At 59.7% G+C, this 22,576-nt stretch carries 27 protein-coding genes and 4 pseudogenes; 14 read left to right on the top strand and 17 right to left on the bottom strand.

Going from position 1 to position 22,576, the window contains the following annotated elements; translation table 11 throughout:
* Positions 1-230: 230 nt before the first annotated feature.
* From HALKA_RS0106955 to HALKA_RS0106940, 4 genes are all read right to left on the bottom strand, one after another.
* Positions 231-1,475, bottom strand: coding sequence for an aminotransferase class V-fold PLP-dependent enzyme (locus HALKA_RS0106955; RefSeq protein ID WP_018257303.1), 1,245 nt, complete (start codon positions 1,473-1,475; stop codon positions 231-233).
* 178 nt (positions 1,476-1,653) lie between these two features.
* The gene (locus tag HALKA_RS0106950; protein WP_015762209.1) at positions 1,654-1,944 is read right to left on the bottom strand and encodes a DUF424 domain-containing protein; all 291 of its coding nucleotides are present in this window, start codon (positions 1,942-1,944) and stop codon (positions 1,654-1,656) included.
* Entirely contained in the window at positions 1,941-2,717 is a 777-nt protein-coding gene (locus HALKA_RS0106945; RefSeq protein ID WP_018257302.1) for a tetratricopeptide repeat protein, read from the bottom strand. Before HALKA_RS0106945 ends, HALKA_RS0106950 begins: the two co-directional genes overlap by 4 nt.
* A 37-nt stretch (positions 2,718-2,754) precedes the next feature.
* Complete coding sequence (locus HALKA_RS0106940) at positions 2,755-2,967, bottom strand: hypothetical protein (protein ID WP_018257301.1); 213 nt, start codon at positions 2,965-2,967, stop codon at positions 2,755-2,757.
* 70 nt (positions 2,968-3,037) lie between these two features.
* On the opposite strand from HALKA_RS0106940, the gene thpR reads away from it, so the two are divergent.
* Positions 3,038-3,598 carry an RNA 2',3'-cyclic phosphodiesterase gene (gene thpR / locus HALKA_RS0106935; RefSeq protein WP_018257300.1) on the top strand — a complete coding sequence of 187 codons (561 nt, stop codon included), beginning with the start codon at positions 3,038-3,040 and terminating at the stop codon, positions 3,596-3,598.
* 8 nt (positions 3,599-3,606) lie between these two features.
* On the opposite strand, the gene HALKA_RS0106930 is transcribed toward thpR, so the two are convergent.
* Positions 3,607-3,873 carry a DUF7999 family protein gene (locus HALKA_RS0106930; protein ID WP_018257299.1) on the bottom strand — a complete coding sequence of 89 codons (267 nt, stop codon included), beginning with the start codon at positions 3,871-3,873 and terminating at the stop codon, positions 3,607-3,609.
* 196 nt (positions 3,874-4,069) lie between these two features.
* Here HALKA_RS0106930 and HALKA_RS0106925 point away from each other — a divergent pair, with 196 nt between their 5' ends.
* Positions 4,070-4,873 carry a ZIP family metal transporter gene (locus HALKA_RS0106925; protein ID WP_018257298.1) on the top strand — a complete coding sequence of 268 codons (804 nt, stop codon included), beginning with the start codon at positions 4,070-4,072 and terminating at the stop codon, positions 4,871-4,873.
* 73 nt (positions 4,874-4,946) lie between these two features.
* Here HALKA_RS0106925 and HALKA_RS0106920 read toward each other — a convergent pair whose 3' ends face one another.
* On the bottom strand, positions 4,947-5,456 hold the full coding sequence (locus tag HALKA_RS0106920) for a hypothetical protein (RefSeq protein WP_080505803.1): 510 nt from the start codon (positions 5,454-5,456) through the stop codon (positions 4,947-4,949).
* A 153-nt stretch (positions 5,457-5,609) separates the two neighbouring features.
* On the opposite strand from HALKA_RS0106920, the gene HALKA_RS0106915 reads away from it, so the two are divergent.
* The 6 genes from HALKA_RS0106915 to ftsY all read left to right on the top strand — a co-directional run bounded on the left by HALKA_RS0106915 (position 5,610) and on the right by ftsY (position 8,636).
* Positions 5,610-5,762, top strand: a complete 153-nt coding sequence (locus tag HALKA_RS0106915) for a 50S ribosomal protein L39e (RefSeq protein ID WP_015762202.1) — start codon at positions 5,610-5,612, stop codon at positions 5,760-5,762.
* Complete coding sequence (locus HALKA_RS0106910; protein WP_015762201.1) at positions 5,762-6,040, top strand: 50S ribosomal protein L31e; 279 nt, start codon at positions 5,762-5,764, stop codon at positions 6,038-6,040. Before HALKA_RS0106915 ends, HALKA_RS0106910 begins: the two co-directional genes overlap by 1 nt.
* A 3-nt stretch (positions 6,041-6,043) precedes the next feature.
* Positions 6,044-6,709, top strand: a complete 666-nt coding sequence (locus HALKA_RS0106905; RefSeq protein WP_018257295.1) for a translation initiation factor IF-6 — start codon at positions 6,044-6,046, stop codon at positions 6,707-6,709.
* A 172-nt stretch (positions 6,710-6,881) separates the two neighbouring features.
* Positions 6,882-7,055: a 50S ribosomal protein L18Ae gene (gene rpl18a, locus HALKA_RS0106900; protein WP_018257294.1), complete on the top strand. Its 174-nt coding sequence runs from the start codon at positions 6,882-6,884 to the stop codon at positions 7,053-7,055.
* Positions 7,052-7,516 carry a prefoldin subunit alpha gene (pfdA, locus tag HALKA_RS0106895; RefSeq protein WP_026190194.1) on the top strand — a complete coding sequence of 155 codons (465 nt, stop codon included), beginning with the start codon at positions 7,052-7,054 and terminating at the stop codon, positions 7,514-7,516. The genes rpl18a and pfdA overlap by 4 nt, the downstream gene beginning before the upstream one ends.
* 7 nt (positions 7,517-7,523) lie before the next feature.
* Entirely contained in the window at positions 7,524-8,636 is a 1,113-nt protein-coding gene (gene ftsY / locus HALKA_RS0106890; protein WP_018257292.1) for a signal recognition particle-docking protein FtsY, read from the top strand.
* 55 nt (positions 8,637-8,691) lie between these two features.
* On the opposite strand, the gene HALKA_RS0106885 is transcribed toward ftsY, so the two are convergent.
* The 3 genes from HALKA_RS0106885 to HALKA_RS0106880 form a co-directional block, all read right to left on the bottom strand.
* Positions 8,692-9,342, bottom strand: a complete 651-nt coding sequence (locus HALKA_RS0106885) for a bifunctional 4-hydroxy-2-oxoglutarate aldolase/2-dehydro-3-deoxy-phosphogluconate aldolase (protein ID WP_018257291.1) — start codon at positions 9,340-9,342, stop codon at positions 8,692-8,694.
* 881 nt (positions 9,343-10,223) lie between these two features.
* On the bottom strand, positions 10,224-10,775 hold the full coding sequence (locus tag HALKA_RS20850; RefSeq protein ID WP_155119374.1) for a hypothetical protein: 552 nt from the start codon (positions 10,773-10,775) through the stop codon (positions 10,224-10,226).
* A 499-nt stretch (positions 10,776-11,274) separates the two neighbouring features.
* Positions 11,275-11,649, bottom strand: coding sequence for a cupin domain-containing protein (locus HALKA_RS0106880; RefSeq protein ID WP_018257290.1), 375 nt, complete (start codon positions 11,647-11,649; stop codon positions 11,275-11,277).
* Positions 11,650-11,741: 92 nt separating this feature from the next.
* On the opposite strand from HALKA_RS0106880, the gene HALKA_RS0106875 reads away from it, so the two are divergent.
* The gene (locus HALKA_RS0106875; RefSeq protein ID WP_018257289.1) at positions 11,742-13,148 is read left to right on the top strand and encodes a signal recognition particle protein Srp54; all 1,407 of its coding nucleotides are present in this window, start codon (positions 11,742-11,744) and stop codon (positions 13,146-13,148) included.
* Positions 13,149-13,277: 129 nt separating this feature from the next.
* Here HALKA_RS0106875 and HALKA_RS0106870 read toward each other — a convergent pair whose 3' ends face one another.
* The 5 genes and pseudogenes from HALKA_RS0106870 to HALKA_RS21870 form a co-directional block, all read right to left on the bottom strand.
* Positions 13,278-13,505 (bottom strand): DUF8119 family protein, encoded by a 228-nt coding sequence (locus HALKA_RS0106870; RefSeq protein ID WP_018257288.1) that lies wholly within the window; start codon positions 13,503-13,505, stop codon positions 13,278-13,280.
* Positions 13,505-13,975, bottom strand: a complete 471-nt coding sequence (locus tag HALKA_RS0106865; RefSeq protein ID WP_018257287.1) for a universal stress protein — start codon at positions 13,973-13,975, stop codon at positions 13,505-13,507. The genes HALKA_RS0106870 and HALKA_RS0106865 overlap by 1 nt, the downstream gene beginning before the upstream one ends.
* Positions 13,975-15,663 (bottom strand): sodium:solute symporter family transporter, encoded by a 1,689-nt coding sequence (locus HALKA_RS0106860; protein ID WP_018257286.1) that lies wholly within the window; start codon positions 15,661-15,663, stop codon positions 13,975-13,977. The genes HALKA_RS0106865 and HALKA_RS0106860 overlap by 1 nt, the downstream gene beginning before the upstream one ends.
* Positions 15,660-16,118 carry a DUF4212 domain-containing protein gene (locus HALKA_RS0106855; protein WP_044956648.1) on the bottom strand — a complete coding sequence of 153 codons (459 nt, stop codon included), beginning with the start codon at positions 16,116-16,118 and terminating at the stop codon, positions 15,660-15,662. The genes HALKA_RS0106860 and HALKA_RS0106855 overlap by 4 nt, the downstream gene beginning before the upstream one ends.
* A gap of 144 nt (positions 16,119-16,262) precedes the next feature.
* Positions 16,263-16,595 (bottom strand): annotated as a pseudogene (locus HALKA_RS21870) (ISH3 family transposase); the annotation flags it as partial.
* Between the two features lie 232 nt (positions 16,596-16,827).
* On the opposite strand from HALKA_RS21870, the gene HALKA_RS20845 reads away from it, so the two are divergent.
* From HALKA_RS20845 to HALKA_RS20840, 4 genes are all read left to right on the top strand, one after another.
* The gene (locus HALKA_RS20845) at positions 16,828-17,040 is read left to right on the top strand and encodes a hypothetical protein (protein WP_155119373.1); all 213 of its coding nucleotides are present in this window, start codon (positions 16,828-16,830) and stop codon (positions 17,038-17,040) included.
* Between the two features lie 42 nt (positions 17,041-17,082).
* Positions 17,083-17,966, top strand: a protein-coding gene (locus tag HALKA_RS20285; RefSeq protein ID WP_155119372.1) for an IS1595 family transposase whose coding sequence is annotated in 2 segments (ribosomal slippage) — positions 17,083-17,545 and positions 17,545-17,966 — 885 coding nt in all. Because the reading frame shifts where the segments join, the coding sequence is not laid out codon by codon here.
* A 461-nt stretch (positions 17,967-18,427) separates the two neighbouring features.
* Positions 18,428-19,375, top strand: a complete 948-nt coding sequence (locus tag HALKA_RS0106835; protein WP_018257282.1) for an IS1595 family transposase — start codon at positions 18,428-18,430, stop codon at positions 19,373-19,375.
* Between the two features lie 63 nt (positions 19,376-19,438).
* A complete protein-coding gene (locus HALKA_RS20840) occupies positions 19,439-19,954 on the top strand; it encodes a hypothetical protein (RefSeq protein ID WP_155119371.1) in 516 nt (171 codons plus the stop codon).
* Between the two features lie 66 nt (positions 19,955-20,020).
* Here HALKA_RS20840 and HALKA_RS19300 read toward each other — a convergent pair.
* The 3 genes and pseudogenes from HALKA_RS19300 to HALKA_RS0106815 all read right to left on the bottom strand — a co-directional run.
* Positions 20,021-20,422: pseudogene (locus HALKA_RS19300) on the bottom strand (transposase); the annotation flags it as partial.
* A gap of 510 nt (positions 20,423-20,932) precedes the next feature.
* Positions 20,933-21,241 (bottom strand): annotated as a pseudogene (locus HALKA_RS20835) (IS701 family transposase); the annotation flags it as partial.
* A gap of 102 nt (positions 21,242-21,343) precedes the next feature.
* Positions 21,344-21,544, bottom strand: coding sequence for a hypothetical protein (locus HALKA_RS0106815; protein WP_155119370.1), 201 nt, complete (start codon positions 21,542-21,544; stop codon positions 21,344-21,346).
* 831 nt (positions 21,545-22,375) lie between these two features.
* Between HALKA_RS0106815 and HALKA_RS20830 the strand changes: the two are divergent.
* Positions 22,376-22,576: pseudogene (locus HALKA_RS20830) on the top strand (ISH3 family transposase); the annotation flags it as partial.

The raw sequence follows: 22,576 nt of genomic DNA, 5'->3' as shown, positions 1-22,576 counted from the left end.
GCAGGACCACGACTCGTGGGAGTGGCCCTCGCTACGCGAACAGCTCGCGGGCCTGATCGAGTGCGTCGACCAGCGCGTCCACTTCCTCGCGAGTGTTGCGAGACCACCTTTTTGCTCTGCGGGTTCGCTCGCTGTACTCGCGAACCGCTTGCGCAAAAACGTGGGCGAAAAACGCCGGATCTCCTGCAGTCGGACCGGTGAACCGCGCCTATGGCGCGGATGCTCGTCCGCTACGCGAACAGCTCGCGGGCCTGATCGAGTGCGTCGACCAGCGCGTCCACTTCCTCGCGAGTGTTGTAGATGTAGAACGAAGCCCGCGTCGACGCGGAGACGCCGAGCTTGTCGTGTAGCGGCTGCGTGCAGTGATCGCCCGCGCGGACGGCGACGCCGTTGGCGTTGAGAATTTCCGAAACGTCGTGGGCGTGGACGTCGTCCATGTCGAACGAGACCAGCGCGGCCCGTTCGTCTCCGCCCGGCCCCAGAATCTCGATGTCGTCGAACTCCTGGAGGCGATCGTAGGCGTACGCCGCCAGTTCCGTGCCGTGGCGGTGGACGCGCTCCATCCCGATCGAATCGAGGTAGTCACAGGCCTCGGCGAGCGCGATCCCCTCGCTGATGACCGGCGTGCCGGCCTCGAACTTCCAGGGGAGTTCGTGCCACGTCGAGTCCTCGAAGGTCACCTTCTCGATCATCATTCCCCCGTAGAGGTACGGCTGCATCGCGTCGAGCAGGTGCTCTTTGCCGTAGAGGACGCCGACGCCGGTCGGCCCGCACATCTTGTGGCCCGAAAAGGCGAAGAAGTCCGCGTCGATGGCCTCCACGTCGACGGGCATGTGTGGCACCGACTGCGCCCCGTCGACGAAGATCAGCGAGTCGTGGTCGTGGGCGATGTCGGCCAGCTCGGAGACGGGGTTGACGGTCCCCAGCGTGTTCGAGACGTGGACGACGCTGACCATCTCGGTGTCGTCGGTGATCAGCTCGCGAGCGTGGTCCATGTCGAGGCGTCCGTCCTCGTCGACCTCCACGAACTTCACCGTCGCGCCGGTCTTCTTGGCGATCTGTTGCCAGGTCACGAGCGCGGCGTGGTGTTCCATCTCCGTGAGGACGACCTCGTCGCCGGGGCCCAGCTCGGCGAGCCCCCACGCGTAGGCGACCGTGTTCATCGACTCCGTCGTGTTCTTCGTGAACACGACCTCTTTGCGCCCGCCGCTCGCCCCGATGAACTCCGCGACCCGGTCGTGGGCCTCCTCGTAGGCGATCGAGGCCTCCTGACTCAGCTGGTGGAGGCCGCGGTGGACGTTGGCGTTGTAGTGTCGGTAGTAGTGACTGATCGAGTCGATGACCTGATCCGGCGTCTGGCTCGTCGCCGCGTTGTCGAGGTACACGAGCGGCGTTCCGTCGAACTCCCGGTCGAGGATCGGGAACTCGTCCCGGATGGACTCGACGTCGAGGGCCTCTGTCTCACTGTGACTCATTACTTACAGCGTAGGCCCCGACGGGGAACTTTCCTTCGGTTCGTCGGTTCGTTGCCACGTTGTGCTGCCGGTTCGCACTGTTTCGAGGCGTCCGCGACTCCGGACGCGAGATGCCGCCCAGACGGACGGCCGGCAGTACGAGCCGCCGCCGGCCACCCACTCGACGATCCCTGTCCCGTCACATCCAGAGCAGCTGTGCGTGCCGCGTCCCGTCGATGTCCAGCACGTTCTCCTCGTCGATGAACCCGTGTTCGACTGCCAGCGTGACGGTCTCGGTGCCCACGAGATTGGCGACGGTACACTGCGAGAGGCTGTCGAGGACGGTCTGCTCGTCGACTTCCTCGCCGTCGTAGAACCCCTCGTCGACGGTCAGCGAGATCTCGCCGTCGTCGAAGGTCTCGCCGATGATGTCGGGATCGCACACGGAGACCAGCGTCCCCTCGTCGGTCTCGCGTTCGTTGAGGATCATTCGAGCAGTTCTTGTTCGGCCTCTTCCCGCATCTCTTCGGCTTCCTCGACCAGTTTCTCGGCGCGCTCGTACTCTTCCATCTCCTCTAATGCGCGGGCCTTCTCTTCGAGGATGTCGGGGTTGCGAAAGCCCAGGCGGGTGGCGTTGTCGAAGGCGTCGACGGCGTCCTCGGCCAGCCCGCGCTCCAGCAGGAAGAAGCCGCGGTTGTACCAGGCTTCGGCGAACCGCGGATCGATCTCGACCGCTCGCTCGGCGTGTTCGAGCGCCTGTTCGGTCCGCCCGGACTCCCACAGCGCGTACGCGAGGTTCGTCTCGGCCGTGGCCGCGTGCTCGTTGCTCGCGCTCGGCGCGTCGTCCCCGAGGGCACCGCCAGCGTCGCTCTCTTCCTCGACGTTGAGGGCTTCCCGGTAGGCACCGATGGCGGCGTCCCACTCCTCCATCTCGGCGTGGGCCGCGCCCTTGTTGGTCCAGGCCTCCTGTTCGATCCGCTCGTCGTCGGCGAACTGGGCGGCCCGTTCGAAGGTCTCGGCGGCCTGTTCGTGGCGGTTGATGTGGACGTACGAGACGCCCACGTCGAGCAGTTCCTCGGCGTCGACCGCGTCGGTCGGGACGTTTTGCTCGTCGAGGATGTCGGTGACGACTCGGGAGTCGACGGGATCGACCTTGTCCGTGTCGACGGCCAGCTCGGGCGGATCGATGTCGAACCCCTCGTAGGGCTCGTCGAACCCCTGCCCCGAAGAGAACTCGTGGTCGTCGCGCTCTGGATCAGTCATACTCCGGGGTTGGCGGTCAGGATGGTTAAGGGCTACGTCACTCGCCGTCCGCGGCGGTCGCGTCGGGCTCGGCGGCGTCTGGCGAAACGTAGACGGCACTCACAGCGAGGTACAGGAGACTACCGACGACGAGGAGCGCGGCGACGGGGAGGGTTTCCGAACTGACGGCCCCGACCAGGAGTCCCACGGCGACCACGACGACTGCCGTACAGCGGCGGACGGTCCGTTGCAGGGCGGCAACGTGTTCCATATCGGCTCGTGTGCGGCGGGCGAGATAGTGGTTGTGGAAGACTCAAGTCAGCGACGCCCGATCGCTCCGTATGAGCAAGCGACTGTTCGTCAGCGTCGGACTGGACGGGCTGGCCGAGGCGGTCGCCACGGTCCAGGAACCCTTCGTCGACGCCAGCGGCCTGAACCACGTCGACCCGGAGCAGGCCCACGTCACCCTGCAGTTCCTCGGAGAGACCGAGCCCCACCGCGTCGACGAGCTCGTCGAGGAGCTCCACGCCGCCGTCGCCGACAGCGGCGTCGGTCCGTTCACCGTCAGCTTCGAGGGGCTCGGCGTCTTCCCGAGTCTGGACTACATCACTGTCGTGTGGCTGGGCGTCGACGACGGAAGCGAGCAGCTGACCCGCCTCCACGACGCGATCGAGGACCGGACCACCGCGATGGGGTTCGAACCGTCCGATCACGAGTTCACCCCACACGTCACGCTCGCCCGGATGAACCACGCCGGTGACAAGCAACTGGTCCAGGAGCTCGTTCGCGAGCGCGATCCGACTGCGGGCACGCGCCGCGTCGAGGAGATCCGACTGACCGAGAGCGTCCACACCGACGCGGGGCCGCTGTACTCGACGATCGCGTCGGTGCCGCTTTCGTGACCGCCCGGTCAGGGACCCAGCCCGAGTGGTGCGCCCGGCTTGATCCGGGTCGCGATCCACTCTTTGCCCGCCGAGTCGGCCGGCGCGAGCGCGAGTCTGACCGTGGTGCCGACCGGCCGCGCCGCCAACTTCTCGCGGACGAGCGAGTCGGCGTAGTCGACGACGTGGTGGGTCGCGGTCGTGCCGGCCTCCCGGACCGTCACCGAGCCGTCGTCTCTGACTGCGCTCTCGATAACGAACGTACCTTCACTATTCGATGGCTTCACCGTGGACATGTTTCTGAATTCCGCGAAATCTTGTATAAACGTTCTCTAATAGGGGGTTAGTACAGTTCGATGTATTATACTGGGACCCACCAGTACAAGGACGACGTAACGGTTGAAGGTGTACTAGGACCGCCGCCCGATTTAGGGTTCCCAAAAACATCGAGATAATGATAGGTCTTATGGCGTCGTATCCGCAAGATCCGATATGGCTCTCGTCGAGAATCTCGTGTTGGTCTTCGTCGCTGGACTGATTACGGCGCTGGCCACCGGGCTCGGTGCGATCCCGTTTTTCGTCGTCGACGACTTCAGCGATCGCTGGAACGTCGCGCTGTGGGGCGTCGCTTCCGGGATCATGATCTCGGCGTCGCTGTTCGGACTCGTCCGGGAGGGGCTCGCCTACGGGTCGTCGATCCTGCTGGTACCCGGACTGCTGGCGGGGGTCGTGCTCGTGGTCGTCGGTCACCGCGTCGTCGACTCCTACGACCATCATCCCGAAACGTTCGAGGAAGCGGACTTCAAGAAGCTCGTCCTCATCCTCGGGGTGTTGACGATCCACAGCTTCCCGGAGGGCGTCGCCGTCGGCGTGAGCTTCGCCGAACTGGGGCTGGCCGGCGCTGAGACCGTCACGGTCCTCGGGCTCGGCCTCCCGGTGCTCGCGGTGTTCATGACCGTCGCTATCTCGATCCACAACGTCCCCGAGGGCGTCGCCATCTCGATCCCGCTGCGGACGCTCGGGATCAGCGAGTGGAAGATGGTGTGGTGGGCGGTCTTCTCGTCGCTGCCCCAGCCCATCGGTGCGGTCGTCGCCTTCGCCTTCGTCCGACTGGCACGGGAGTTTCTGCCCTTCGGCTTCGGCTTCGCGGCCGGGGCGATGGTGTATCTCGTCGTCACGGAGTTCGTTCCGGAAGCCCTCGAATACGGGCGCGACCTCCCCGATGGCGGTCGGAGAGAACTCGTCACCGGAGCGGTTGCCGGCGTCCTCCTGATGGTGCCACTGGCGTTCGTCTGAGACGGACGGTCGTCGGCATTTGGCCGGTCGGCCACACGACGGCGAGGGCCGCGATTTCGGCGACCTCCGTCGCCTAGATGCGATTCTTGACGACTTCGAGGTCGACGAACGCGCTGAGGGGGTCACCGTACTCGTCGACGCGGTTCTCCATCCGATAGTTCGAGTGGTCGACGACGAAGTAGTACGGGCCGGCCACGTCGAGTGACTCCCGTGCGCCGTTCTGGGTCGACGCCTCGTAGGTCGACTGGTCGTCCGGCTTCGGGACCGCGGCCTTGCTGAACTCCTCGTGGCCGGCCGGCGTCTCGGTGGGCTCCTCGTCTTTAACGTACGCGTCGTAGTGCTCGTACTGGTCGTCGCCAACGAACAGATACACGTCGAAGCGTCGGTCGTCCGACCGGACCGTGTACGAGACGGCACCGCCGGTGTCGGATACGTCCGGGATCTTCTCGACCCAGCCGCTACCGGGCTCGACGCGGACGCTCTCCTGAACGCTCACGATCGCTTCCCCACCCAGTCCCAGACAACCGGTGGCTCCGAGCGACACTGCGACGCCGGTAGAACGCAGAAAGCTCCGCCTTTTCATTGCTGATACTATCACGATCACAACAGCATAATACTGTCTGGCCAGTTTCCATCTCTGATAACTCCCTGCACAGCGCCGTGGTCGTCGATGGTGGGACCGACGCTGACCGAAAAGAACACACATTTAAGCTACGGCGCGGAAGAGACGCACATCATGAGCAACAAATCGAAAGCCCAGAAGAAGCGCCTGGCAAAGCTCGACCGCCAGAACAGCCGCATCCCCGCGTGGGTCATGCTCAAGACCGACCGCGATGTCCAGCGCAACCACAAGCGTCGCAACTGGCGACGAGGCAACACTGACGAATAATGAGCGCTAACGACTTCGAGGAACGGGTCGTCACCGTTCCGCTCCGCGACGCAGACGCAGAAGCGAACCACAAGAAGGCAGACAAGGCGATGTCCATCGTCCGCGAACACCTCGCGAAGCACTTCGCCGTCGACGAGGACGCCGTCCGCCTCGACCCATCGATCAACGAAGCGATCTGGGAACGCGGTCGGTCGAACCCGCCGAGCAAGCTCCGCGTACGCGCCGCCCGATTCGACGAAGAGGGCGAGAACGTCGTGGAAGCCGAGACTGCAGAGTAAATCTTGCTCCGCGCGGCCTTCTCGGGTTCGTCGTACGTCGGTGTCTTCGCACGGGCGACGGACGACTGTCTGCTGGTTCGCCCCGACATCGAGCAGTCGCTACAGGACGCACTCGGTGCCGAACTCGACGTGCCGGTCGTCCCGACCAACGTCGGCGGTTCCGGCACCGTCGGCGCACTCGCGACCGGCAACGAGAACGGGCTCCTCGTCTCCAGTCGCGTCCGCGACCGCGAGATCGACCGGATTACCGACGCCGTCGACCTCCCGGTCTACGAACTCCCCGGCCGGATCAACGCCGCCGGGAACGTGGTGCTCTGTAACGACACCGGTGCGTACGTCCACGCGAACCTCTCGGACGAAGCCGTCTCGGTCGTCGAGGACGCACTCGACGTGCCGGTCGAGCGAGGGACGCTCGCAGACGTCGAGACGGTCGGGACCGCCGCCGTCGCGACGAACCGCGGCGTCCTCTGTCACCCCACGTCGACGGACCCGGAGCTCGACGCCCTCGAAGCGCTCTTTGGCGTGCCCGCCGACATTGGAACGGTCAACTACGGCGGACCGCTGGTGGGCTCTGGCCTGCTGGCAAACACCAACGGCTACGTCGTCGGCGACGACACGTCCGGTCCGGAGCTGGGTCGGATCGAAGACGCACTGGGCTACATCGACTAGCTTTCCGTCGGCGATCTGCTCTGCCGTTCTCTTGGTGGCGCTCCGGCCACACCGTTTCGCACGTACCGTCAGTTTCGACGAACGCCGTGCGCTGGGCGCGAATCGATCGGCGACGCCCGTTCGCTGTCGCGCAAGGAGAAGATACTTCCCTATCCCCGCCGCATCCAGAGGCATGAGTGAATTTACGGTCACCGGGACGTTCGAATCCCGTGACGGCAACCAGCCATTCGAGAAGACGGTCGAAGCACCGAACGAGAACGTCGCGCGAGACCGAACGTTCGCCGCCTTCGGCTCGGAGCACGGCCTCAAGCGCACGCAGGTCGAGATCAGCGAGGTGGCACAATGATGGGCGGTGGCGGCGGTGGCGGCGGCGGCCAGATGCAGCAGATCCAGCAGGAGATCGAGCAGATCGAACAGGAGCAGGAAGCCATCGAAGAGGAGATCGAGTCCCTGCGCAACGAGCAGACCGAGATCGACGAGGCCATCGAGGCCATCGAGACGCTCGACAGCGGCGACACGGTGCAGGTCCCGCTGGGTGGCGACGCCTACCTCCGCGCCGAGATTCAGGACATCGACGAGATCATCGTCTCGCTCGGTGGCGGCTACGCCGCAGAGCGCGCGGAAGCCGGTGCCATCGACAGCCTCGAAACGAAGCAAGACACCATCGACGACCGCATCGAGGGCCTCGAATCCGACATCGACGAGCTCGAGACCGAGGCCGAGAAGATGCAACAGCAGGCCCAGCAGATGCAACAACAGCAGATGCAGCAGATGATGCAACAGCAGGAAGAAGGCGACGACGAGTAAGGGGCCGATGTTCGACGGACTGAAAGACAAGCTCGGTAGCTTCACCTCCGACGTCGAGGAAGACGTCGACGACGAGGCACAGGAAGCTGCCGAGGCAGAGGCGGAGACAGAGAGTGACGACGCTGCCGTCGAGAGCGAGCCCGAAGAATCCGCCGCGTCGACCGACGACGCCGACCTCGACGGGGCCGGTGATTCGCCCGACGCTGCCGACGAAGCGGACGACGCTGACGACGACCGTGGCCTGACAGAGAAAGCCAAGATCCTCGCGTCGGGCAAGTCGATCATCGACGAGGAGGACCTCCAGGACCACCTCGACGATCTGGAGCTCGCGCTGCTTTCCAGCGACGTGGAGATGGGCGTCGCCGGAGAGATCCTCTCGGGCGTCGAGGAGAACCTCGTCGGCGAGACGCGCCGTCGGCTCTCCAGTACGGGCAACCTCGTTCGCGACGCGCTCCGCGAGTCGCTGTACGACGTGATCAGCGTCGGCCAGTTCGACTTCGAGCAGCGGATTCGAGCGGCCGACAAGCCGGTCGTCATCATCTTCACCGGCGTCAACGGCGTCGGGAAGACGACCACCATCGCCAAGCTCTCAGAACGGCTCGAAGAGCAGGGGCTCTCGACGGTGCTCGCAAACGGCGACACCTACCGCGCGGGCGCGAACGAACAGCTCCAGAAGCACGCCGACAACCTCGGTCAGACGCTGATCTCTCACGAGCAGGGATCGGACCCGGCCGCGGTAGTGTACGACGCCGTCGAGTACGCCGACGCCAACGACACCGACGTGGTGCTGGGCGACACGGCCGGCCGGCTCCACACCTCGGACGATCTGATGGCCCAACTGGAGAAGATCGACCGCGTGATCGATCCGGACATGACCATCTTCGTTGACGAGGCCGTTGCGGGACAGGACGCCGTCAACCGGGCCCGCGAGTTCGACGAGGCCGCCGAGATCGACGGCGCGGTGTTGACGAAAGCCGACGCCGATCCACAGGGCGGGGCGGCAATCTCGATCGCACACGTCACCGGGAAACCGATCCTCTTCCTGGGCACCGGCCAGGGGTACGACGATCTCGAACGGTTCGATCCGGAAGAAGTCGTCGACCGGCTGCTCGACGCCTGACGCTGCCGGCTCTGCCTTTTATGCGGTCTCCGCGTCGACGACGAGCCGTCGGCGATCAGTTCCGGGCGTCTTCGACGGCCTGGACGAACTCCGCGGCCTGCTCGCGGACGCCGTCCATGTCGCCGGCCTCGATGGCCTCGTAGTTCACCAGCGCGGAGCCGGCACCGACCGCGACCGCACCGGCGTCGAAGTAGTCGTCGACGTTGTCCGCGGAGACGCCGCCGGTCGGCATGATCGGCACGTCACCGAGCGGGCCCTGGAGCGCGCCGATGTGGTCCGGCCCGACGGTCGAGGCGGGGAACATCTTCAGGATGTCCGCACCGGCGGCCATCGCCGCGTCGGCCTCCGTCGGCGTCATGACGCCGGGGATAGCGACGACGCTCTCGCGGTTGCACACTTCCATGACCTCCTCGTTGAGATTGGGTGCCAGGACGAACTCCGCGCCGGCCTCGATGACGTTGCGCGCGGCGGCGGCGTCCATGACAGTGCCCGCGCCGATGACGGCGTCCGTGCCCGCCAGCGCGCGGTCGACCTTCGCGATCATCTCGCTGCAACGCTTGGCGTCGGCAGTCAGTTCGAGCGCGGTGACGCCGCCCGCGTGGATGGCTTCGGCCACGTCGACGATGTCGTCCTCGGGAATCCCTCGCATGACCGCGGTGACGCCGCTGTCGACGATGCTGTCCATGACGGCCTGTTTGTTCGTCATGGGCGAGAATGTGGGGGGCGGCGACTAAAGTCCATCACATCCGCGTTTTTCGTCAAATAGAATTGTAATGGCACCAAAACCCATATATTTAAACTTAAAATAATTTCATAAATATCTATAGTCGATTCAATTTCCTCCTATCGAGAGAAACTATATTAAATAGAAGTGAGCCTGTCATAGAATACGCCCCACACTTTGGTCGGTCTGATTACTGTTTTTAAGCCGTAACAGATTCAGAAGCTCGTGCACTCGGTGCACGGACTATAGAACCAGTCAGAAAAAAAACGTTCCGTTGTGAATATTGATATTTAGACAGCATCAACGGTGATTCGGTGTGGAGCGCACGACTGCTGTGAGAATGGAGATGACGGTCTCGGAGTCGCTGACTCCGAATACACAAACAACCATACGGACTATTTTATGACACGCTGTAGAAGTACATATTAGATAAGTGTTAAGACTAGAGTAGTTAGTTTCTAGAGTTCCACTAATGGGACAGTCTACATCTTTCCGTGCTTAACTAAGTACTGCTCCTATTTTATGTGGAAGTTTTATTTAGCTTGATAACTAATTATGAATATGAAACAAAAATCTCCCTCGCGTGCTGATTTAATAAATTGGTTAAAAATATATGTGCCAATAATTTTTTCACTGGTTTTTTTATTTCTACTTCTTCCATCTCCAGATTCTCCGATTATTTTAGGTATATTTATTGGAGTTGTATTTTGGCTAATCAGAACAGTTAGATAGTGAAATAGTTAATGAAGCGAATGATATAGTAGCTATTGAAAGTCAATGCACACTTGATCGCACGACAGCAGGGTGATCGGTGTGTAAACCGTTTCAATTGTTACTATATATTGATATCAGATCAGATCCACTCACTGGGCGGAGCAACCGAAGGAAGAACAGGAGCAGCCGGGCCCCTTATCCTCACAGCATTCGTTTGTGCAAACTGTATTGTACATCTCTCCCCTATTAGTATCTTCACAATCGTAGATTCTCATGTCTTCTCTTTCATGAAGTGAAGTTATACACGGTAAAGTTGACCAGCAGTTCTCATTTATTGATTGGCATTCCCGACTAGTACAATAAGAACTCGTGTGCATGTATTCACAATCCTCGACATCATTGGTCGAAACTGATCCTGTATCAGTATTGTCCTTTTGTTTTGGATCTTTCAACTTCTGATCGTCAAGTTTAGCTGGATCAACCGTTCCAACAACTTTCTGTTCGCTATTGCTTGTAGAGGCTGTTTCCATCTCGTTATTTGTAGTTGATATATATTTTGACCCACCTCCCTCAAAGTCCACCATAGCATAGCTCCTTTCAGATTCTGGGAGTGTAAATATTGCTGTCTCATTACCCCTGTTCCTTTGAATAATTCGAATGACCGCAGTTTTAGTCTGTGTTTGATAGTCAAACGTACTCATTATTTTAACTATACTTTCATTTATGCCTCCGTTTTTCTCGAATACATCAAGATCTATTGGATTGCTATTCTCAATATAACCCTCTTTTTCAAGTCTTACTAAAAGTGACTGTGCGTACTTTTCAACTGCATCTTTTATTTTTTCTCTATTATCATATTTGGATCGGATTTCATCATGTTCATTGCCGTTTCCCGATCTTTGTGCTAGTGATCTACCACTTATTCCAGTGATACTAGTTGTACCGACGGCCCCATCATCCTCAGAATTCCTCGCCGGTTCAGTTGTGGTTTATTCTTCTTATCAAATTCACTTCTGTTTTTTCTCATAGTATAGTTTATTAATGCAATTAGTAATAAATGTATTGAATTAAGTACTGCATATCTCTTTGCCCGCCGAATCCGAGAGTCCCGGACGCTTCATACGGACGGTTGTAGGCGTTTACCCAGTCGACCGCACGACGGCGTGCGGTCGATCTGGTAAAGACCTACAACTTTCTGTATCACTCGGCGTCGTCGTAGGGGATCGCCGGGTCGGTCTTCGGCGCGCCGGTCCCCATCACGGTCACGTCGCCGTCGGCGTCTGCGGGGTTGTACGCCCGATGGGGACTCTCGGGCTCGGCGACGAAGACCTCACCCTCGGGGACGACGAACGCCTCGTCGGGCGTCTCGACGTGGAGCGTCCCCGAGAGCACGACGAACGCCTCCTCGCGCTGGCGGTGTGCGTGGTAGACGCGAGGGAGCTGCTCGCCGGGGGCCATGGTGTAGCGCGCGAGGTGGAGCAGCGACGTGTCCACTCGGTCGGAGACCGCTCGTCGGTCACAGGGGTAGTCCGGCGTCGCGTCGATCTCGTCGGGGTCGATCTGGTGGTAGGCCACGCCCGGCGACACGGCTGGCACGGGTATGTAGGTGTCGAGAGGGCGACCCAGCAGACAAAGGCTTTAACGACGGGGTCGCGTATCTCCGGCAAATGGTACTCGACGATCTGGGCAGTTCCCTGCGGGGGACGCTCGACGATCTCCGTGGCAAGTCCCGCATCTCCGAGGAGGACATCGAGGACATCGTCAAGGAGATCCAGCGGTCGCTGCTGCAAGCGGACGTGGACGTGGGGCTAGTTCAGGACCTCTCTGACGGTATCAAATCCCGAGCGTTAGACGAGGAACCGCCCGCCGGCACGACCCCGCGAGACTGGGTCTTGCGCATCGTCTACGAGGAACTGGTGGATCTGGTCGGCGAATCCACCGAGATCCCGCTGGAGAACCAGACGATCATGCTCGCCGGCCTCTACGGGTCGGGGAAGACCACGACCGCGGCAAAGATGGCGTGGTGGTTCTCGAAGAAGGGGCTGCGGCCGGCGATCATCCAGACCGACACGGACCGACCCGGCGCGTACGACCAGTCGAAGCAGATGGCCGACAACGCCGAGGTCGAGTTCTACGGGGACCCGGACTCGAACGATCCCGTCGAGATCGCTCGCGAGGGACTGGCGGCGACGGAAGACGCCGACGTTCGCATCGTCGACACGGCCGGTCGTGACGGCCTCAACGAGGAGCTGATCGACCAGATCGAGCGCATCGGTGCGGAAGTCCAGCCCGACCGGAACCTGCTGGTGATCGACGCCGCGATGGGCCAGTCCGCAAAGGACCAGGCCCAGGAGTTCGAGGACGCCATCGGCATCGACGGCGTCGCGATCACGAAACTCGACGGCACGGCGAAAGGTGGGGGCGCGCTGGCGGCCGTCGACCAGACCGACTCCACCATCGCCTTCCTCGGGACCGGCGAGACGGTCAAGGACATCGAGCGCTTCGAACCGTCGGGGTTCATCTCGCGGCTGCTCGGCATGGGCGACCTCAAGCAGCTCACCGAGCGCGTCGAGCGCGCGATGGAGGAGACCGGCGAGGAGGAGGGCGACTGGGAGCCCGAGGACATGATGGAGGGCTCCTTTACTCTCAAGGACATGCGCAAGCAGATGGAGGCGATGAACAACATGGGGCCGCTGGATCAGGTGATGGACATGATCCCCGGGCTGGGCGGCGGGCTCATGGACCAGCTGCCCGACGACGCGATGGACGTGACCCAGGAGCGGATGCGGGACTTCGAGGTCATCATGGACTCGATGACCGAAGCGGAACTGGAGAATCCCCGCGTGGTCGGCCAGTCTCGCACCGAGCGCATCGCCCGCGGGTCGGGCAAGCCCGAGGAGCGGATCCGCGAGTTGCTCCAGCAGCACAAGCAGATGGACCAGATGCTCAACCAGTTCCAGGGGATGGGCGAGGGCGACATGGAACGCATGATGCAACAGATGCAACAGCAGGGCGGCGGCCCCGGCGGCGGCATGGGCGGAATGGGCGGCGGTGGCGGTCCGTTCGGCGACTGACGCCTCTCTCCCGCAGCGCCAGCAGACACGCCGTGAGGAGGACGTGGAGATACGGCGACTGGACGAACAGCGGCCGCGTCGTGCGATTTAGTTGGGGGCCGTCGAAAAACCGATTCCGCTTTCCGCCGGTCAGTCCGCAGCCTCGTCGTCGTCCCTGGCCGCCGCGAGCGACCAGAAGAAGCCGTAGTAGGCGAGGACGCCGGCTCCCATCGTGAGGTAGTAGGCCCACTGTGGCCCGGCCAGCAGATCGAACAGCAGGGTCACGACCGTGACCCAGATCACGGCGAAGGCCAGGTCGACCAGCATTCCCGAGCGGTGTTCCCGAACGTGTTCGCCGATCGCTTCGAGGACGCCCATCAGGGCTCGTCGGCCTCCCCTTCGGCGTCGACCACGAGGACGGGCAGGCGAGTCCGGCGCAGCACCTTCTCGGCGACGCTGCCCAGGACGACCCGCGAGAGCCCTGACCGGCCGTGTGACCCCATCACGACGAGGTCGATCTCGGTGTCCTCGACGAACTTCCGGATCGCTCGGGCCGGCTGGCCGGCCGTGACGTGTTCCTCGACGGTCAGACCGTGCTCGGCCGCCCGGTCGACGACGTAGCCGGTGGCCTTCTCGGCCTCGTCGGTGACTTCCGTCATCTCGTCGAGATCGCCCCGACGGATGCGGTCGATCTGTTCGGTGCCCAGCGAGTAGTTGGTCGCGTCGATGTCGACGACGTAGAGCGCGTGCAGCGTCGCGTCGTACTTCGCCGCGATGTCGATCGCGTGCTCGACTGCGCTTTCGGCCGTGTCGCTACCGTCCGTCGGCACGAGGATGTTGTCGTACATCAGTCATCACCCGGCGTTTCCGCACCGCCGACGACCTCTTCGGCCGTCTGCTGTTGTCCCATCGGTTCCGGACTGTGACACTGGCGAACCATCCGCTTGGTCTCCAGTGGCGGTTCCTCCGTGGCCATCGAGACGGCGATCGTGACGACGAACACCACCGGTGCGGCGACGAGCGCCGAGCCGATCGCCGGGAGCCACTGTGCGAGGGTCGCCGAGAGCACGCCGTCAGAGCCGGCTGCACCCGCGAGGAGCCCGTAGCTCGGGACCACCTCGTTGACCATGGGGATGAGCCAGATGACGAGGCCGGTGGACATCCCGGCCAGTGCGCCCTGTCGGTTCGTGTTCTCCCACCAGAGCCCGAGGAAGAACATCGGGAAGAGCACGGAGCCCGCGAGCGAGAACGCGTAGGTCACCAGCGCGGCGATCGGCGCGGCCGGGTCGAGTGCGGCCAGCGTCGTGATGACACCCAGCGCGACGATGCTCAGGCGACCGACCAGCACCTGCTGGCGCTGGGTCGCGTCGGGGTTGATCAGGCCCTTGTAGATGTCGTGAGAGATCGCCGAGGAGCCGGCGATAAAGAGGCCGGCGGTCGTCGCGATCGCGGCGGCGATCCCGCCGGCAGCGACGAGGCCGACGAACCACTCGGGCAGTCCCGCGAGCTGGGTCGCCAGCACGACGATCACGTCGCCCGCGGCACTGGACATCCCGGGATCGCCGTAGACGGCACCGATCTCGTTGGCGTAGAGGTCGGTCCCGAAGGCGGCGAAGGCCGGCGCGCTCAGGTACAGCAGGCAGATGAAAAAGAGGCCCCAGACGGTCGACCAGCGGGCCGTCCGCTCGCTCTCGACCGTGTAGAACCGCACCAGTACGTGGGGCAAGCCACAGGTCCCGACGACGAGCGTGAAGGCCGTCGCGATCCACGTGTAGTAGCTCTCGGTGGTGAACGGCTCGCTGAACTCGGCGCTGAGCGCGCCGATCAGTCGACCGTACTCGAGCTGGGGCAACACCGTCGAGTACCCCTGGGTGTACCCGACCGCGTAGAGGCCGGCCAGGAACGCGACGATGAGGATGACGAACTGGACGGTCATGTTCTTGGTCGCGCCCAGCATCCCCGACAGCGTGAGGTAGCCGACGGTGATCGCCATCATCAACACGACCATCGACTGGTACCCCGAGAGCCCGGGGATGCCGATGTCGCCGAAGATGTACAGTCCGACTAGCCCCATTCCGCGGGCCTGACCGATCGCGTAGACGAACCCGATGAGGAACGTCGTCACGGCCGCCATCGCGCGTGCGCCGTCGGAGTTGAACCGGTCGCCGACGAAGTCCGGCGCGGTGTACTTCCCGAACCGGCGCATCTGGGCGGCCATGAAGATCAGGAGGATGAAGTAGCCCGTCGACCAGCCGACGACGAAGGCCAGCCCGTAGAAGCCAAACAGCGCGATCGTCGCGGCCATCCCGAGGTAGGAAGCCGCAGACATCCAGTTCGCGCCGATCGCCATCCCGTTCTCGACGTTGCCGATCGAGCGGCCGGCGACCCACATGCCCTCGGTGTCTGCCACCTTGAACACGTAGCCGACCGCCAGAAAGAGCAAGAGCATGGCCGTGACCATGATCCCGGGGATGAGCTTGAAGGAAATCTCCAGCCCCTCCGGGAGCAGGCCCGACTGGAGGAGGAGCCCGCTCATTCGGCCGTCCCTCCGTCGGCCGCGGCCGCGACCTCCGTCTCCGGCTCGGGCTCGGTCTCGTGGCTGATCCCGTACTCCTCGTCGAGGGCGTCACGCTTGCGGGCGTACCAGATCGACAGGAGCAACGCGCCGACGGGCGCGCCGATCCCGACCAGGAAGTAGTGCAGCGGGAACCCGATGACCGGGATGGGTGCCGTCATCACGCCGGGGATGATCGGCGTCAGCGACACCGGGCCGAACACGATGAGCAGCCACGCGACGAAGCCCGACCAGATGATCCGCAGGTGGTCGCGCATGAACGGCGTCGACGGACTGAAGATGTTGACTTCTGCGTCGAGGTACGCCACCTCGTCGCCGGTCGCGACGCCGCCGTCCGGCCGCGGTTCCGAATCGGTCGTTGACTCGTCGGCCGACGAGTCGACTGTCCTGTCGCTGCCAACATCACCATTTTTCATGATGTACACTGGGCCGGTACTAACGCCTGTTTGAAAACTCTATGGTCGAAATGGGTGGTAGTGTTCAAACAAAGGTCATTGAACTGGAGACGCTGAAAGGGCGGGGGTGCTCGATTCTTCTCGGGTGAAATCTGTGAATGGCACACAGACCACCACTGACTCGGGAAAATTCGACGACATCTCGCCGAAGGAGTGTGTTAGCGACTCGTACAAGTTGGTCCGGCTCGAACTTCGTCCGGAGATGGTAGAGAACCGTATTCGTAGGCGGTGAGTTCTCACTGGAACCACACAGCGTAGAGACCGAGGTCCGTCGGTGTATATCTCGATGAGAACCTCGTAGATCTCCTTAGCTTCGATTTCAGCCTAGCGCCGATGTCAAGTCAATTTATCGCTGAGCGTGTTGATGAGAAGGATATGGAGTTGGTCTTCGTGGATTTCACCTGCTTGCTTGGTCTTGAATCCACCATCAGCAAGCAGACGTTCTATCTAATCGGCTTTGTGATATAGTGAAATTTAGATAGTAGGTGCCTGTCATACAATAATTCCCACCAAATATTATTCATATATCTGAGGTTGTATAGAATCGTCGGATGTCGAAAGCACGGACTTAAGCGCGAATTTAGCTGTACAATAGTTGGGCAGAAGGCGCGAGGTATATACTCTAATATAATACTATAATTTTATATATTTGGAGTTAATATAATACAGTATGGATAGACGAGATATCCTTCAGACTATCGGAATGAGTGGAATTAGCCTGACAATAGCTGGAGTTGGATCTGCGCAGTCATCCAGTGGCCTTTCAGGAAGTGGTGAGGTTGTTGAAATGAATGAATTGGAGGGCGAAAAATTGGTAAGAGCACGGCAAGATGTTATGTTCAATAAAGAGGTCAAGATATTAATCCAGCGCTCATCTCGATAGATCGTAACATCAATTCTGCTGGCGACTCAGTAGCAGCCAACGATGGACGAGCAGTCAGCTCAAGTGTTCCTTCCACCGCGTGAGCGATGCTTCGAGCGTCTCCGTCTCGCCCGGTTCGGCGAGACGGTGACGTGTGTTCACTGCGAGAGTGACGCGGTTGTCGACCGAGGAACGACCGGTAAGGACGCTCAGCAGTACTGGTGCAAATCCTGCGAAACCTACTTCAACGACCTCACAAAGACGATCTTCGGCCAGCATCGCTTCGATCTCGAAGAGATGTTCTATATCGTCAAGGAGATGCGATCTGAGCCGACCGCTCAGATCGCTCGTGACCTTGATCGAGACTACGAGGCTGTTCTCAACTACGTTCACAAAGTGCAGGAAGTGAGTGATAATATCGACGAATTCGACCTCTACGACGTGTGCGAAGCTGACGAGGTCTACGTCACGGCTGGTGAGAAGGGACTCGAAGATGAGGATGGGAGTCCGCGCGAGCGCGGACTCTCAAAAAGGGGCGCGGAACCTTCGAATCAGACAAACCGCCAGTGTTGACACTCGTCCGTCGGAGCGACGGACGAGTGCGATTTCTCGTCTGTAAGGATCTGCAAGAGGCCGACGAGGACATCTCTGAGTACGGCGACGGAAGCGTCATCCTCTGTACCGACGGCTACACGATCTATGAGGATATCGAGGAGACGGAGGGGGTGGACGGCCATCTGGCCGTCACCCACTCCGACACCTACGTCATCGGTGACGCCCACACAAATACCTGCGAGAACCGCCACAGCTTCCTTCGCCAGTGGCTGGCGAAGTTCAGAGGCATCTCGAAGCATCATCTCCAAAAATACCTCGGATTTCTCGCACTGAAACTCAACTCACCGGACGACTGGTTCAAGAAACTGCTGTGTTACAATGTATCGGGATGAGCGTAATCCAGAAAGCATCTGCAATGGGTTGGCAGTCACTGGGCCGTGTTTAGACGCTCCTCGATCGGCGAGTCACGGACCGTAGCGGTTGTCTAAAATCTGTCCTGAGTGCCTCATTGTGTCGATCTGTTCGCGGAGCATACGCCGCAAGAGCCGATTTGTACTGCGTCTAAACAAGGCCCAGTCACTGTGGAACGAGATGAGAGTAGTGAGTAAAACTGTTGAGACTGAGGAAGGATCTGGAACAATTAATACAGCGGTTATTCCATTTAAAAATCAAAATCATATATATTCAGATGGTAATAGTGAAATGCTACTGCATTTTGATGTGCATGTGGATGCTGAAGTAAAATCCTTCCTTGCAGGGACGCTCTTGCTCAAGCTAGCGAAAAGACTCCGTTGTATGGAAAGCATCCCGTCTCCTGCTATCAGCTGTGACCAAACAACCAGCATTCGGCGGGATGCTTCAGCAACTTGTATCGCTTGGCGCTTTGGAGTTTCGGCCCGAGCCGCTCGACGCCATCGTCGAGCGGCGTCTCAAGACCATCTGGGAACAGGCACCCTGTCCTGATTGTGGCGCGACAACCATCCGAACCTACGACGATCTCGACCGTATCTGGTGCCGTGGCTGCGGCTTCATGAGTACCTACACGCTCGGTACACCGTTCTACGACGCGGAACTCGCCCCCGGCGAGTTCCTCGTCGCCTTCGTCCTCTACGCTGATTCGTTGCTCAGCATCAATCAAATTGCTTCCCTACTTGATCGGGCGTACAACACGATTCACTCGGCGATTCGTGACGTGGAAGCCGCGTTCCAGCGCGGCTTCCCCGTCGTCTGGGATCGCATCGATCACACTCTCGACGGGCCAACGCAGGTCGATGAAACCCAGCAGGTCTGCTCTGGGTACAAGGGACGCGACCCACCGCGGGACGGTCTGTCCCGCGGCGGGTCGCCAGAGGGCGGTCGCACACGCTGGAGCGGTGAGCAGGGTGATGAACTGACGCTCGTCGCGGCCTGCCGCGACGTGCTTCGCGTGGTTTCTGCTGAGGAAGGAACGAAGTTCAAGGACGAACTCAAGCCAGTGATCGAAGAAGCTGAAGACCTCTCCCAGCGACTGGGAGAGGTCTGGACGGATGAGTACCCGCCGTATCAACAGATGGAGCACGACCACAGAACGGTGGTTCACGACGAAGCATACGTCTCAGATGCGGGTGTTCACACCAACCAAGCTGAGTGTCTCTGGTCGTTGTTGCAACCGTGGATCGAGAAATTCCGCGGCCTGTCCAAGCAGGGCTTGGAACAGGCCGCTCGTACCTACGGCTTCCTGCGGTCATTGAATCTCGCTGGCGCACCAATCCACGGACTCGTTGACTGCTTCGCTGCCGATATTTTTCGCCAGTCTGCGTAAGAGCGTGCAGGGAATACTGATCGGCCCGAACTGGTGTATTTTTCTGATAATATTCCAGATACCATGAGCAAAGAAAGCAAGAGTAATTCATTTGCCCGCCAGGCAACTGTTTACTATGTTGCTAACAACCAGATACAGTCAGAGACAATTGCTTTGGGACGGCCATCATACGACAACAGTTCAAATTCAGAAATTGACACTGAGAGTGCACACTATTGTGATATTTATGTCTCCGTGCTGGATGCTACAGGAACCTCGGATGATTGCATCTCCAACTCATGTATAGCTTTGGCAGCGGCAGGCTCTGTTGTTGCAGTCCTTTCCTGTTTAGGATCTCTTGGGTTGTTGTGCATTGCCGGTCTTAGTATAGGCGTTGCCAGTATAACTGATTGTATTGGATGTGATGAGATGTGGGAAGGGTATATTTCCGTTGACCAGCACTGGCTAGAGGAAACGTTAGACGCCAAAGTAACTAATCCTTGTAGTTACTTCACTCCAGATAGACCTGGAGCTGTATCAAAATGTGGGCTTGAAGATATGTCGACGAAAGAAGATTACAATTACGCAGAATGCAATTAGGGAATCATAAGTCAAAATAATGTAGTGATCAGTTGGCCACCTATGAGTGATACTATTTATAATAACTCAGCTTTGAACGTTAGCGTCGGCTGTTGAGTGAACGAAGAGGTGATCGATCTCCTCCATGAGGTCATCGACGCCACGATCATTGTTGTCTCGAACCCACGAGAGGAGGTTGTAAACGGCTTCTTTCAGGGAGTGCTCAAGGTTCGCTCGAAGCGATGACGCTTTCGAGCGAACCGTCCCCAAGGCGCTCGATTCGGGATCAAGACGAACGAGACTGTAGGCAGCCATCAGAAGGTGCCAGTGCCGACTGGCACCTTCGTCGGTCTGCATCTCGCAGTCTCCCAAGCCGAGATCCTGCTTCGAGTCCTCGAAGAACGTCTCGATGCGCCACCGCATCCCGTAGGAGCGAATAATGTGCTCGGTCGGTGCGTCGATCTTGTTCGTAGCGAGGTACTTGACCGTTTTCTTCGTCCTCCTTTGTGGTTTCTTCTCAGCGAGGACCGTGGCCGTCGATGTCTCATGGAGGAGATTCGATCGCCTCTTCGCTTGATGTGAACAGTCGACGCTAACGTTCAGCGCTCAACCGTGTCGATCGTCTCACTCATAGGTGGCCAACCCGGATCACTACTCCTTCGTGGACTTATGATTCTCCGGAATTGCATTCAGTCCTAGTCGTAATCTTCGGTGAAGATTATGTTCAAGCCGCGTTTCGAACCAGGTCGAAGGTGTATCTGCCGTGCGACACCTACCTCGGTTTCGTTACTTGGCGCGTCTAATGTTATCCGCTGGCGAGTGCACTGTGTCGTGGACCTTGGCCGTCTCACATCCATGTCTTTCGTACAAGCAGTGTAAACTGCAACGCGTATACCGACCGGCTATGCACGTCAACCGAAGAATCCTAAAGAGGTGAGGTTGCGACATTAGAGCCTGCTGTTGAAAAAGCGGTCACGTGAGATGGACATGCTGTCATCGGTGTTCCTGTTCGATCCAGCACGAGACATAAACATCAACTTCGCCAGCGCTTTCACCGTGTTTTTGGAGTTCTTCGAGGCGTTCGTGGTTGAATTGCTGTTCGTCCCAGTCGTACTCGGTGAGGAACTTGTTGAGAGCGCGTTTGTCTCCAGCTGGAAGGACTTCGCGTGCGATACCTGCCACGGTCTTGTTGCTGGCCGCAACAAGACCTGTGGCGTAGGTTTTGGCGTGATAGCGTTGCGCCGGTGAGAGCGACTCGAACTCGTCGAACACACGCATACACGACAAGAAGTCCGTAATCGGCATCATCCGTCTTCGCTACCGCCTATGTCACGCTCCAACTTCAACGTTCAAAGCTGAGTTGTGACTTAGATCGACTGCTGTTGAAAGACGCGGTCGCCTAGATGGACATCACGCTGTCTCATCGCTGTTAGGCTCTGCCACCAGCCGATACACGAACAGCACGACGTAATAGACCACTAACATCGTCGCTGCGGCGACTGCCATCTCGCCGAACCGACCCAATACGAATTGATCGGTAACCGCCACGCTGAGCGCGCCGCCGAGCGCAAGCGTGAACAACCACATCGCTTTCCCGTCACTATCGCTCATACTCTGCGGAATCGCCCGAAACATTTAGCAGTTGTCATTACTATCGAAACGGCGAGTGCTTCCGATTGGTGTCATTCGCCACCATACCGCTGCTTCGGAATCCATCCAGTTCCTCATATTGAGCCGTCGGTCAGGGGTTCCGTGTCTGAAAGGTGTCGCCCACGAGAGAGTGTCTTGCTGTCGATTGAGTGACGAAAAAAAAAAGATTTGTTAATTAGTGCTACTATAGTGAGTGCTGATATTCGCAACCCCAGTGATCGCCTGAAACGAAATCAATAGAGCGCATCTGGGAGGGACTCACATTTTTCGTTCTAGTGAGGGCGATTCCAGTGGCCTTCTTTTTAGTCCCACCTTGATCGTGGTCGTGTCCTGCTAACGTAACCCAGTTGCCACCAAAGTCAGCAGCCACCACGCCACTGAGTGCGTTAGTTACGCTCCGGACGCTTATTCCGTTTCGGATGGCAGCGATCGGAATCCGTGAGGCGATCTTCGCGATTGCGGCGCCAATAATCACTGCTTTTGACGCACCTGCAAGGTACTTGTTTACTTTCGAAGATCCGCCCGAGAACATGTGAATACAACTGCTATCGTGCGAGCAGGATCCGATCTTTTTATTGAACTCGTTCGAATCTGTAATGATCAAGTCGCCAGTGATTCCCTGAGCCCTAACTTCTCCCCGGTTGGCAGTAGATACGCCAGCGTCGAGCGGCGCGACAGACACCGTCCCGTCTGATTTGTCTACATAATATGCGTACTCGCCTTCATCGGTTGAGATCTTCCCAGTCTCAGTCGATCACATCGGGTTAGAGGAAGTGTCTGCTTGGATGCGGTGTGAAGCCTACCCAAGCAGACAGCGAGATAGAGGAAGAGCACCTGCTTAATTTTGTCGTCAACAGCCTCGACGAGGAGCTTGCGTTAGATCTCGGCGAAGACGTTGAGGTCACGACGGAGACGTTGTACGAGGTCCTCGCCGGCGCCAGCGCCGGCGGGACCTCGATCAACCACGTCTGCGAAACGACTGACGACTCGCCG

Source organism: Halomicrobium katesii DSM 19301, assembly GCF_000379085.1.
GTDB lineage: Archaea > Halobacteriota > Halobacteria > Halobacteriales > Haloarculaceae > Halomicrobium > Halomicrobium katesii.
The sequence above is the reverse complement of the archived record's forward strand: the minus strand, read 5'-3'. Positions and strand labels throughout refer to the sequence as shown.